General features: G+C 39.7%; 12 protein-coding genes. All 12 read right to left on the bottom strand.

The window, feature by feature from the left end:
- Positions 1-342 (bottom strand): DEAD/DEAH box helicase family protein (locus tag VNZ46_RS20160; RefSeq protein WP_325561976.1); only part of this gene is annotated, 342 nt, incomplete at its 3' end.
- Between the two features lie 540 nt (positions 343-882).
- Complete coding sequence (locus VNZ46_RS20155) at positions 883-1,155, bottom strand: CBS domain-containing protein (RefSeq protein ID WP_325561974.1); 273 nt, start codon at positions 1,153-1,155, stop codon at positions 883-885.
- Positions 1,156-1,397: 242 nt separating this feature from the next.
- Positions 1,398-1,958 (bottom strand): putative glycolipid-binding domain-containing protein, encoded by a 561-nt coding sequence (locus tag VNZ46_RS20150; RefSeq protein ID WP_325561972.1) that lies wholly within the window; start codon positions 1,956-1,958, stop codon positions 1,398-1,400.
- Between the two features lie 201 nt (positions 1,959-2,159).
- Entirely contained in the window at positions 2,160-3,023 is an 864-nt protein-coding gene (locus tag VNZ46_RS20145; RefSeq protein WP_325561970.1) for an OmpA/MotB family protein, read from the bottom strand.
- Between the two features lie 90 nt (positions 3,024-3,113).
- Entirely contained in the window at positions 3,114-3,767 is a 654-nt protein-coding gene (locus VNZ46_RS20140) for a VOC family protein (RefSeq protein WP_325561968.1), read from the bottom strand.
- 37 nt (positions 3,768-3,804) lie between these two features.
- On the bottom strand, positions 3,805-4,314 hold the full coding sequence (locus VNZ46_RS20135) for a TetR-like C-terminal domain-containing protein (RefSeq protein WP_325561966.1): 510 nt from the start codon (positions 4,312-4,314) through the stop codon (positions 3,805-3,807).
- Between the two features lie 143 nt (positions 4,315-4,457).
- Entirely contained in the window at positions 4,458-5,663 is a 1,206-nt protein-coding gene (locus VNZ46_RS20130) for a TlpA disulfide reductase family protein (protein WP_325561964.1), read from the bottom strand.
- A gap of 17 nt (positions 5,664-5,680) precedes the next feature.
- The gene (locus VNZ46_RS20125) at positions 5,681-7,069 is read right to left on the bottom strand and encodes a RagB/SusD family nutrient uptake outer membrane protein (RefSeq protein WP_325561963.1); all 1,389 of its coding nucleotides are present in this window, start codon (positions 7,067-7,069) and stop codon (positions 5,681-5,683) included.
- An 11-nt stretch (positions 7,070-7,080) separates the two neighbouring features.
- On the bottom strand, positions 7,081-10,632 hold the full coding sequence (locus tag VNZ46_RS20120) for a SusC/RagA family TonB-linked outer membrane protein (RefSeq protein WP_325561961.1): 3,552 nt from the start codon (positions 10,630-10,632) through the stop codon (positions 7,081-7,083).
- 132 nt (positions 10,633-10,764) lie between these two features.
- The gene (locus VNZ46_RS20115) at positions 10,765-11,895 is read right to left on the bottom strand and encodes a FecR family protein (RefSeq protein WP_325561959.1); all 1,131 of its coding nucleotides are present in this window, start codon (positions 11,893-11,895) and stop codon (positions 10,765-10,767) included.
- 77 nt (positions 11,896-11,972) lie between these two features.
- Positions 11,973-12,548 carry an RNA polymerase sigma-70 factor gene (locus VNZ46_RS20110; RefSeq protein ID WP_325561957.1) on the bottom strand — a complete coding sequence of 192 codons (576 nt, stop codon included), beginning with the start codon at positions 12,546-12,548 and terminating at the stop codon, positions 11,973-11,975.
- A 137-nt stretch (positions 12,549-12,685) separates the two neighbouring features.
- Positions 12,686-13,191 (bottom strand): hypothetical protein (locus tag VNZ46_RS20105; RefSeq protein WP_325561955.1); only part of this gene is annotated, 506 nt, incomplete at its 5' end.

Genomic DNA, 13,191 nt, shown 5'->3' with positions numbered 1-13,191 from the left:
GGTTACTACGGTCATAAAACCAGGTTTACGGATATCTGTTGATATCCACTCAGGCGGCAGGTTGGTCTCCAAAAATAATTCACAAAATCTTTGGATCCATTGGTTTCTTATGGCAATAGCTGGCGCAAGAATAAGGGTCGGTTGGTTTAACCTTAATGCCACCTCAAGCCCCAGCACCGTCTTTCCTGAACCTGGAGGAGCGATAACATGTAAATGCCCATCAGCTATATATTCCTCAAGACTATCCAGAACCCGCTGCTGATACTTTCTCCATGGATGCTGGAATTTGATGTTTTCAGGGAATACCTGTAGAATTAAACTGCTGCCGATTTCCTGTTCCATAGCTGATTTAAGAAGCTGTAATTAAAGAATATTTTAGCGAACAAGCCAAATAAATTTTAAGAACACGGAATCTTCTTTTGAAATAAAAAAGCGAAACACGTCGTCCAACGTGTCCCGCTTATCTAAATTAACTCTCTCAATTGTATAAACGCACTAGTATAAATAAAGTTTTAGAAAAGTATTATTTTTTACCTTCCCTGTTATTTTGATAAAGCACCTTTCAAAATGAAAGACTTTTTAACGCCAGTAATCGCTTTAAAAAAATATAATGGTTGTTTAAACAACATAGACTGCATTTTTACTCCAGCTCTCTAATTAAGGCACTTTTTTGGTACGCAGCTTTACAAAACAATACGACAATATCATGGACAAGGAAAAATCACACCCCTTAAAAAAGACAGATAAAGAAGCATACAGACTTTTAATCCTATTTGTTTGCCTCATGTGTATCATAACCACACTAGCCTATTTTGTAGATCAGGGAACAATCGTATTAAAGTGGCAATAAGATTTCATTGCGATACCGCAGTTGCGGTTGGATTATTTTAAATGCATCATAGCAACTGCGGTATTCAAATCAAAATTAAACTTATGAAAGAGCAAATTATACTCTTTATTGCTATTCGTCAGGAACCAGATTAAATCCTTGGTATATACAATACCAACGCAAACTCCATTTTTACGAACAGGCAAAGCCTCGCGGTCATTATCCAGCAAAACTTCTAACGCATTAATGACCAGCTGTTCCGGGTGCAAAGAAACGGCATCGTCAAATTCAGGAACATAAATTTCCTTCTCATTTATCAGGGACATGATTTTCATTTAGGTGTGTTGTGCAAAAAATACTTATCAAAAGTACCGCCAGATTAAACACTATAAAAGCAAGAATAGGCAGAAAGGCGAAAACAATAGATAAAGCAGCAATAATAAGCCTCTAAATGAAATCAGCATTCAGGAACTTCAGCTCAAAATATAGATATACAAAGAAAGTCCGGAATGAAAATTGTACTATTTCATATCCAGATTTTCTGAAATAAGCAACACAGTGGCGTTGATCAAATATACTCTTCATCATTAACATATATAGCTTGAAAAAGTTTTGGGTAGTCAACTATCAACCCATAAACATCCACAGAAATATCTGCACAGAATAGACTGTTCAAATTTTCATACCTGTAAATATCACACCCTTTATTGGTATAAATCTGACTTACACTATGGGCGGTCAAATTAAAAGAATTAATATAAGCAACTTTAAATTTAGCCATCCGGTTTTGAGCCATGCGTTTAATCGGGATTGTATTTGTAAATGGTGTGGCAGAAATGTCAATATCAGTACATCCATCCAGCATTAGCAAATGATTTCCAAGGCCATCCATCCATTTCCCCGGTTCCACTTGTTCCATAAATAATGTGCTGAAAGGCGCATTCAATAATCCTAAATGTACTTTTTGTACTGCCCAATTCCGATCAAGAAAGACCTTGTAACGCATTTGAAGATCATTTCCGTTAATAAGACCACCAGCTACAATGACTTCTTTATGATACTCCAAAAGGAACATTTCCAGCGTATTCTTTCCCCTCCAGATCCTGCAGTGTTTTCTAAATACGCTCATAAATTTTTATATCTGAGAGGCCGTTAAATGAGGTTGTCATCAATCTTGAATGTTTAACTTGATAAACATAAAATTAGACAAACTGTTTCAACAGATCTATTTTAAGTTGATCAGTTGATTTCAGATTTTCTTACTGCAAGACAACAGACAGGGTATCGATTATAAAAAAGAGGCACGAACTCGTGCCTCTAAGGTGATTTTTTAAGGTTTTGGCGTCTCGGGCGCCTTCCCGATTAACTCCATAAACTGATCGAGTTTTGGCGTGATGATGATCTGCGTCCGTCTGTTCTTGGCTTTTCCCGCCTCATTGTCATTTCCGGCAACAGGATTATACTCTCCTCGTCCACCCGCTGTTAAACGTTTAGGATCTACCCCATAATTGTTCTGTAAAGATTGTACCACAGAAGATGCCCTTAAAGCACTCAGATCCCAGTTGTTGCGGATATTAACCTGCGAAATGGGAACATTGTCGGTATTACCTTCTATCAGCACATCATAATTCTGGTAATCTTTAATAATCTTGGCAATCTTACTCAGCGTTGCTCCTGCTTTATCAGAAATCTCATAGCTACCCGATTTATAGAGCATATTATCAGAAAGAGAAATATAGACCACACCTTTAAGTACCTGCACATCTACATCACTCATTTCCTCGCGGCTTAATGACCTGGTTAAATTATTTGTCAGCACCATATTCAAAGAATCACTGGTATTTTTAGTATTCACCAAATGCTGGATGTACTTATTAGAAGCATTGATCTCATCCACCAGTTTAGAAATATTTACGTTGCCTTGTTTACTATTGTTTAAGCAATTGTTCAGGGCCTGCTGAAGTGCCGCTACATTAGAACGCTCTGACGCAATCTGCTCCTCTAAACTTTTTACCCTGGTACTGGAACCTGAAAGTTCCTGCTGGCTGTTCTGAAATTTCTGGTTCAGCTCATGATTCTTGTCCTGTAACTGCTTATAATTTGCCTGTAACTCATTGAATTTTTTATTGCTGACACAGCCTTGAGTCAATACAGCTGCGATAAGTGCAATACAAGGTATTATAGGGAATTTCATAAATTTACATATTGTATTAAAACGTAACAGTTGGTATTCTATTATTGTTTGCCTATTCAATTAGTTTGCTACTGTACCCTATCAAAATTTCTATAATGACAATACCTTTTTCCCGTATTTATCGTCTATTACGATTTCCATGGGGAAGCTATCGGCGGGAATCTGCGTTGGAAACCAATTCCTGCCAAACTCAGCAAGAATCAGCAAACCCTCGTCATCGCCCAGTGCTGTAAATTTTTCACCGCGGGGCTGTTTCGCAAATACAGGTAAATCATAGGCCGCTATCAATTGATCAGCCAGCTCGGATACCTGATCTGTAGCAACTCCTATCTCACTGATGCATTCTATGGCCTGCGTAGAGAAAGTCTGATCTGATTTGTTACGCAAATCATAACGGGCTATAAACTCCAGTATATTCCCATTATTATCCAGGAAATAAATCGCTTTTGCATTCCAGTTCTCAAAATCTGCAATCACTTTATTTTCAGGAAGTCTCAATAATTCAACCCTCCCTTTTGCCCATTCAATAGCCTGCTCAAGCTGATTCTGAGGAATATTAAAAGCAAAATGGTAAACCGGTGTTTCTATATCATCATTTTGTATAAAAGTCAGAACCGACCGCCCTGCTTCAATACTAATGCTGTAATCTACATTGAAGATGGGCTCCAGTTGTAAGACTTCTTTGTAAAAAGAGGCGGTTGCGTTAATATCGTTTGTACTAAGTTTAATTTCCTGAAGCTTCATCTTTCTGTATTTCTACAATGATAAGAAAAATCTCTTCCTATCTGGTAATAGAAGCCAGGAAATGATCGACGGTCTTGTTTAGCGTTACAGGCACAAGTTCATCTGCAATACCAATAACACTGATCCGGGAGCGCAGGTTAAGAGAAATTAAGCCGTGCATCATAGACCAGATTTGTAGAGCACCTACTTCTGCACTTTTAAACCGGACAGCTTCCCTCCTCATACAATTTTCCAGGCAATCAGTAAAGTAACTAAATACCTCCACATCTTTTTCGTTGTGGAGCATAACCTTACCTGTAGATTCATCCAGAACGGGAACAAACATCAGTTCATAAGTCTCCGGATTTTCCAGGCCAAAATTCAAATAAGTCTTACAAATTTCTTCCAGTCTTTTTAAGGGGTCTTTACTCGCAGCTTTTTGTTTAAATTCCTGGAGAAGTAAATGATACGCTTTAGGCTGCAGGTTATACAGCATTTTCTCATTTCCTTTTGCTGCCAGAATTTCGGCTTTCATCAACTCCCGATGTTGTTCTTTTACTTCAGACATAGACTTGAATTTTACAGATAAACAACAGCAATTTAGTGATTTTGGTTTTATTTGTCAATTCCATACCCGGGTTATAAACAATAAAGCGGTTAAAGCACCTGCCTTAACCGCTTCATGATTTAGTGACCCTAGATGACAACAATCTAAAGTTTATGGCGCTCCAGATAATCCTTTACTGTCTGATCCAGCAACCTCGCATTTTCTGGAGTATTTCCTGCAAAGCGCTTTAAGATTACCCCATTTTTATCAATTAATATTTTCGTAGGAAATACGGTGACACTATATTGATTCAATATCCCCCTCGATCGCTCCGATCTGCTGGTGTTGCTTAACACATTGAGCCAGTTCATACCATCTTCTTTCATCGCTGTGGTCCATTTTTTATAATCTTCCTCCGCTTTACCAGACTCACTGGAAACTCCTAAAATTTCAAAACCCTTGTTTTTATACTCCTGATACAGCTTTTTAAGGTGCGGATGGCTGGCTCGGCAGGGGTAACACCAGCTTCCCCAGAAATCCAGCAGAACCAGTTTGCCCTTCAACGAAGATAAACTGACCTCTTTACCTTCACTATCCTTTAATGTAAAATCGGGTGCAATTATCCCTATTGCTGTTCTTTTGGCCCCCTGAATTCGGGTCCAATAAGCTTTACCTTCATCCGAAGCCTTTAAAGAGGGCTCCAACTGGTTAAATAAAGGTTCGATTTCTCTTGGATCCATTAAACTCCGGGTATATTCCATTAACATATCCAATGCAACACCCGATTGTAAATGAGAAAGCATAAAGGCTTTCCTTACCGAGTCCATCCGACTTTCATTGACATACATCTTTTTAGTATAGGCGGCTATTGCAATACTATCCTTTCGCTCATATGCCGGCCTGCCTTCTTGCTTATACAGCATATCCCCTTCCTTGTAATATGGCTTAAGTATTACCTCAAGCTCCCTGGCATTTGCATCTGCCCGCGAGCCTTTAATAAGGCTCTGATCCAGCTTTTTTCTGGAATCTGCGGTTATAGCCCCTCTTTCCAGATAGAAAGTACAACTATATTCTTTTAAAAAATGCCTCGTGTTATAATAACTTTCTATACTATCAGGTACTTTTAACTGGAGTATGGCTTTAACAGGGTAAAGAATTGTCCCCTTAAAGGCGTAAACCCCATTCACCATTTGGGCACTGTCTTTGATCTCTTTTCCGTTTTGTTTAAATTTCAGATAGATCATTTGATCAAGGGCCATTTTAGTATCAGCGACTTTTCCTGCAATAGAGAAGGACTGAGCATTCAGCATCGGCGCCCCTGCGCACAAGGCCAGGAGAAGAAATATCATTCGTTTTTTTAGTTTCATCATTTTCAACCTAGGTTTATTTAATTCTGAGGCATGTCCGGGTTAAAACCTAAAACATTGGTCGGGATTTTCAGCACATATTGTGTACTGTTTGGCTGCAGGGTCATAATAATCTTTCCGTTAGCATCGAAGCGATTTATCGCAGGAATCCTTTTTTCCACATCAAGCCTGCGCATGTCTATCCACCTCATTCCATTAGATGCAAGCTCATGTCTTCTTTCCATTAAAATTTGCTGAAGCACCATTTCCGCGTCTGACGATTCATAAGGCTGATAAGGCTTTTTGTTACTCATGCGGGAAAGCCTCAATTCATTTAGATGTTTCAGGGCAAGACTGAGGTTACCGCTCCTTGCAGCAGCCTCTGCAATGATAAGTTTCATTTCAGCTACAGAAGTCCCGAAACTTGGTACCGGTCCCTGGGGGTAAAACAGGATATCCCCTCTTTTCAGTTTGGTAAAATCAATCGTTTCTACAGGTGCATAATTCAAACTCACATTCACATAATACATTTTCAAACGAAGATCTCCCTCGCTGAAGGTTTTCAGGAAATTGATATCTGAGGCCAGGGTCTGTACGGGAGTTGTTCCGTACCTTGCATAAATTTCCTGTTTACTCGCAATCATTGCCGGCATATCGCCCGGGGCAGCAAAAGTATTCAGGTCCAGCAACCCGTTGGCAGGATCAGCAAGCGCCAGTGCAGCATACTTTGCCGCCTCGGCATAGTCATTCTTCCAGAAATAGGCTCTTGCGAGTACACTATAGGCTGCATTTACGGAACCCCTGAACTTATTCGGATTATTCCCCTTTACCAGGTCAGGAAGTGCCGCATTGATGTCGCCCAGAATCTGGTTGTACATAAAATTAACCGTGGCCCTGGCTGGTGTTTTTGTAGTGATATCCGTTGAGCTGACAAATGGGACTGATAAATCCACATCGGCAGTAGCTTTGTTATAAGGTTTTGCATACATATTCACCAGATAGAGATACTCAAATGCCCGCCCCAGCAAAGCCTCGGCCTTCAGCTTCTTTTTTTCCAGTACCGACCCTGTAGTAGCATTTTCTACCTGGTTGATCACTGCATTGTATACATAAATGTTCGTATAAGCCTCTGTCCAGATCACAGGGGGTTTACCTGCATCTGCGGTTAATTGTTCCTGCCACAGATAGGATAAAGCATCAGAACTGTAATCATCCGACTTAATAGCAGGTTTATCACATTCGTCGGTCATTAAATTGAGGTAAGAATTACCACTTGTAGTTAGTCCTCTGCCATTTAAAAGCAAATCAAAATCGGAAATGGTCTTTAGCATTACCTTTCCCCTTGGCTCTATATCCAGAAACTTTTTGCAGGAAGTACCACAAACCAGGATCAGAAGAAAAGCCAGTATATAGTGTTTATGAAAAATCATGATGTGGAATATTAAAAATTGGTGAATAAACCTAAAGTGAATGTTGGCACAAGGTTTCTTCTCATATAAGAACCCGTGATCACACTGTAATTATATTTGTTAAAACCATGGGTATATAAATTTGTACCCTGGGCCTTAAGTTCAAAATTGCTGAACCCAATGCGTTTCAGGAAGGTGGAATTCAATCTGTAAGAAGCAGTCACGTCCCTTAATAACAGATAGGCCGCATTCACCACATAGGTATCAGAGTTATTATAAACTGAATATATACGATTACTATCGTAACTATAGGTTCCAGGAAAACCCATTACATCCGTATTCTTTTCATCACCTGGATTTCTGAAGTAATTTTCTGCGCCTTCCATTGGCCGCATAGCACCTGGTGAAGGTCTTGGTATCCGGGTTTTGAACCCGGCATTGACATCGACCATAAAATAGAGGTAAAAAGGTCCAATATCAAAGCGGTTACTCATACCAAAGGTATAGGCGGGAATACTGTTACCAGAATAATCCAGATCCCGGATCCCCTCATCATTACTGATATAACTAAGCTGTTTTGCATTGTGATTCTGGTCATAGACTGTTGGCAGGCCAAGTGAATTTAACCCTGCAAAGCGATAACTGAACATAGAACCCACCGGATAACCCACAATGTAATTTGCAGCAACCGAACCATCAACATACTGATAATTGTATTTAAGGTTGTTTTGATATACATCGATGACTTTACTCGTATTGTAGCTGAAAGCAACTCCGGTATTCCAATTAAAATCCTTGCGCTGGATCCAGTCGCCGTTAAGCGTAAATTCCAGGCCTTTATTTTCAATTCTGGCAGAGTTCAGGATCGTCGCTGCAGCACCTTTCGTCGGATCTATTGCGGCATTGGCCAATAGATCCTTGCTCTTTTTCAAATAATAATCTACACTTCCGGAAATTCTGTTGAACAAGGTAAAATCCAGGCCGGCATTAAAATTATTGGTTTCTTCCCACCTCAAGGAACTATTTTCAAGGCTGATGATATTCAATGAAGTCGCGTTCGGTTGCGTACGGTTATTCAATGCATATTTCGCAACAATCTGAGGCAAACTTTCTTTAGATACATTTCCATTAAAGCCTTCAGACAGACGAAGCTTCAGACTGTTTACCCAGGTCAACGACTTCATAAAGGCTTCCTTTTCGATATTCCACGCAGCCCCAACTGACCAGAGCGGTTTGAACTGATATTTAGGATCGGTACCAAATAAATTGGACTGGTCTATACGTAAACTAGCCGAAAGGATGTATTTGGACTGATAAGCATACACACCGTTAAAATAAGCAGAAACATATCTGTCCTCCTGATAGGCCTTATTAAACAAATTGGTATACCTCAATACTGGATTCTGCGGGAACCTTGAGTTCGGCCAGTAATCGGTGCCTAGGATCTTGGTATAATCAACAGGCATTTGTAACATAGTCTGTTCATTATATCCGAAATTCGCGAAACTGCTGGCTTCATTCACTATTTTACGCATTTCCGCACCAGCGATGAGATTAAGGGAGTGGTCTTCATTCAGTTTTTTATTATAACTCAGCTGGCCCCGAAACGTATAACCTAAAGTACTGGAAACCGTTGTCGTCTGATATCCTCCCCGTGGAAGGTTAAATAAAATGCTCCCGTTCTTCAATTCACTGTAGTAATTCACATACTGCCGGCTTTGTGACGAATTTTCTGAAGCATAATGTAATTTGTTCTGATTGCTATACTCATATACGCCTCCAAGGGTCAATGTCAGGTCAGGAATTATTTTATAACTCAGATCGCCAACAATCTTATTCATGGTCAGCTTATTGATGTCCCGCTCTTCATTTAGTTCTGTTAAGGGATAATTCAGGTTATCATAATACCCCAATGCCATTATACCAGGATTATATAATGGATTGGTAGGCGAACCGGCAAAAGAAGGCAGAGCGTTCCCATTGCTATCCTGGAAACGTTCAAAGGATGCAAAATCAGTGTAATTGTATTTAGGCGCAGCATTTGCCCTGGACTGGCTAAAATCTGCAGTCAGCCGGAAAGAAAGTTTACTGTTAAAAGTATAGGTTCCCCGACCCGAAAGCAAAAATTTCCGGTCATCATTTTTTACGGAAGAAAACTGGTTCCTGGTAAAATTGGAGGATATAAAATACAGTGCTTTGTCTGAACCTCCTGAAAGATTGAAATCATATTGCTGAGTTACTTTGTTTTGTTCAAATAACCTGCTGAAATCCTTTGTATTATCATAATCATAGATGGCATTCATTTTTTGAACCATAGCCAGGGTATCTGCTTTTGTCGGGTTCTTCATGGCAGAAAGATCCAGCATGGGCTCTGTTCCAGGAGCATACATCCCCGGGTTTTTAATATAATAATCGCGGCCCTGTCCACCATTCCTGTAATAGGAATCAATTCTGTAGTTCATCGGCGTTTTTACAGGCGCCAATCTATAGGTACTATAATCTTCCTTCGGAGTAATACCCAGCGTACTCCGGAATTCAAATTTAGTATCCCCTCTTTTTGCTTTCTTGCGTTCCACAATGATCACCCCATTAGAGGCACGGACACCATAAATAGCAGCTGCAGCAGCATCTTTTAATAAGGTTACAGATTCTATTTCATTGGGATTTATCGCATCCAGACTTAGTTCTGTCGGATAACCATCGACCACGACCAGTGGCTGTTTATTGGCTGAAATAGTAGAAATACCGCGCACCTGGAATAATGAATTGCCTTCAAATTTCAGATCATTATTAATCAGCAAGCCTGGTAATTTGTTTTGGAGACCCTGCAGGAAATTATTAGTTGTAATTACGGATTCGTATGCTTTTGTATTGATGGAACTCACAGATCCTGTCAGCTGTTCCGTTTTGATCTTCTGATAACCAGTATAAGTTACTGCTACCTCATCCAATTCACCGGTATTCACCTCCAGTTTGATCACGGAATAAGTCTTCAGTGACTTTACAGACAGCTCCCGGGTCTTATAGCCTATATAATAAATTTGTATGATCGCATTTTCATCTATGTTTCTCAGGGAGAACTCCCCGTTAACATTGGTTGCGACAGATCTCCGTGCATCTTTTACCCGGATCGTTGCTCCTACCAAAGGAGCGCCTTTTTCATCCGTCACCTTACCTTCTATATCTGCAGCATTAAAAAAATCCAATACCTTTTCCACAACTGAGGCAGGCCTTTCTTTAACTACAACGGTCCTGTCCTTCAATACATAGACCAGCTGCTGGTCAGCAAAACACAGATCAAGAGCTTCCTTCAGACTCACCTGCGTTACATGAATGCTAATTGGCCTTGCATTCTTAATCAGGTTCGTGTTGCCAATAAAATCATAGCCACTCTGGGCCTGTATACTGTTTATGATGGTTTCAAATGAAGCATTTCTTTCATTCAGGGTGATCCGTTGTGCATAACTACCTGCACTGACCTGGAGAAAAAAAGCGATCATAGCGATAATGGTCAGGTTAATCCGCATAATCCATTTTTTGAGAACACCCTGACAAGGGCTGTTCCCATGATGATAATAAATCATATATTTGATTGGTTTGGGTTTAGGTTGTTGATAATTGTTAATACGGTTTTAACGGGTAAGCTCAAACTGCTGCCGGGAGAGGGTCGGATCTTTCCCGGCTATTTTTAACTACCCTTTCTTGAGTTGTAGTTTTTATTTCATAACGATCACGCTCCTTCCTTCCATTTTAAAATGAACATTTCCTGTCTCCTGGAGCAACTGTAGCACAGAGGCCAGATTCTTCGATCTGGAGATGACTCCAATAAATGATGTTTTTTCTAAATCATCTTTAAAAACAACATCTATGTTATACCATCTGGACACCTTTTGCATAATACTGCCCAGTGTTTCTTCATTAAAAATAAAATAGCCATTTTTCCAGGCCAATGCCTCTTTAAGATCAGCCAATTGAACTTTAAGTCCGTTAGAAGTCCATAAAGATTGCTGTCCCGGCACCAATACAGCCTGATTACCGGCAAATTTAACGCCATGCCTTGATTCATGAACCCATACAGACCCTTCAAACAAAGTAGTTCTTGTACTTGGGTCATCCTCATACGCACTCACATTAAAATGTGTTCCCAGTACCTTAATTACTTGGTGTGCTGTCTCTACAAAAAATGGTTTGGTCTTATCTTTAGCAACTTCAAAATAAGCTTCCCCCTGAAGTGTTACCCGTCGCTCAGCTGCCTTAGCCCTAACAGGCAAGTATTGTAAAGAAGATGCTGCATTTAACCAAACCTTCGTTCCATCTGGTAACTCCAGCATATAAGCCCCGCCTCTGGGGGTAGTAATCGTCATCAAAGAAGATTCCTTCGCTGCATGTGGATCAAGCTTACATATGACCTGTCCATCAGCTGCTTTTGTAATGAGCAAACCCGCTTCCTGACTCAGTATTCCGGTCCCTGTTTTATTCAAATCGATCGTTTTTCCATTTCCCAGCGTAATTACAGCCCTGTTTCCTCCCGGTTTTATGTCATTTCTTACATAAATCTGATCCTTATTTTCAGTAGCTTGTCGCCACATATAAAAATATCCTGCCCCTATCATCAGCAAAACAGCCGCAGTTGCAGCAATCTTATACCATAGCTTCATTTTTCTACCTGATTTAGGTAAGGCGCAAAAAATATCATGAAGATCCTGCTCCAGTTTAAATTCAGTAATCTCTCCGGCAGGTGCAGAAGATTGGTTCACATACCAGGTTTCCAGCAAACTTTGCTCCTGCTCTGTGCATTTCCCTTCATTATATCTTCTGACCAGTTCGAAAACCTCTTCTTTATTCATAGCCTCACAAACTTCCTTAATACTGTCTGTTATATGTATGATACCTGAAAAGTAGATTGGGCGTAGAGAAAAAGAAATTATTTTAATAAAAATATTAAATACACAAAAATACCCAGTTTTACCCTAAGTATCTTTAATGCATTGTTTACCTGTTTTTTTACTGTAGGCTCAGCAATACCTAAATGTTCAGCAATTTCCTTGTGACTCAAATTCATCTTTCGACTCAGCACAAATACTTCTTTCATTTTAGCGGGCAAAGCTTCAATCTCTTTTTCAATAATCGCAGAAAGCTGCTTCTCTCGTACCTGATGATCTGTAAAATTATATCCGTTCTGGATGGTATCCTGAATAGAACTGATATAGCCCGACTCCAGCCCCTTTCTTTCAATCTGCCGGAAAACCCTGTTTCGCACCGAAGCATAGAGATAGGAAATCAGGTCATGCGTTAGCGTAAGTGATTCCCGGTTGTTCCACAGTTTAGTAAACAATTCCTGTATGGTATCCTTAGCTTCCTCTGTATTTCTTAATTTATTATAGGCATGAACATACAATGGAGCCTTAAACCTGTTGTAAATTTCTACAAAGGCCTCATGGTCCCCCTTCTTTAACAAAGCCGTTAATTCCATGTCGCTAAATGAACTATAAGAAGCCATTGTTATTAGTCCGTCAGTTAAGCTTTTACAGTTAATGGAGCACGTTAACGTTAAAATTTATTTTTTAAAGGTATTATTTTTTGTCTTTACTGCTAAAGAATTATCAAATTTTCTGTAAAACCGACAAAGTCTTCCTTTTATAACTTTTCATATGCAAATTCCGTCCCATCTGCTGCAAGTTCTCCGTCAAATATGATCAGTTTCTGATCAGAAATATTGAAATGCTTCGTGGAATTCGCCTTTTTGAAAAAGATACTGTACATCACCTCGCTGTTATTGATCCTGGTTTTTTCTTCCTTAACGGTATAATCATCCACCTCTTCCAACTTTCCTTTCGCATACTTTTCCAGCTTTCCATTGTCAAATTTCAGGATATATCCATTCCCCTTTGGAAAGTTCGGATCCACGTTAGCCACTTGTATGCCTTTAACATGCCGTAGTTCCCACTGTCCATTCAATTTGGATTCTAAAGATTTCGTTTTACAGCCTGCCAGTATAATGAGCAGTAAAAGAATAAACAGGGGTGATTTTATCAGCGTTTTCATAAAAAAGTATTTAAGGTAAACATATGTAAATACATCTGTATTATAACCAGTTAATCCAAACTCAGCATCACCTTTCCAATATGCGCACTGCTTTCCAT

Origin of the sequence: Pedobacter sp. (genome assembly GCF_035566355.1) — a bacterium.
Taxonomy (GTDB): domain Bacteria; phylum Bacteroidota; class Bacteroidia; order Sphingobacteriales; family Sphingobacteriaceae; genus Pedobacter.
The sequence above is the reverse complement of the archived record's forward strand: the minus strand, read 5'-3'. Positions and strand labels throughout refer to the sequence as shown.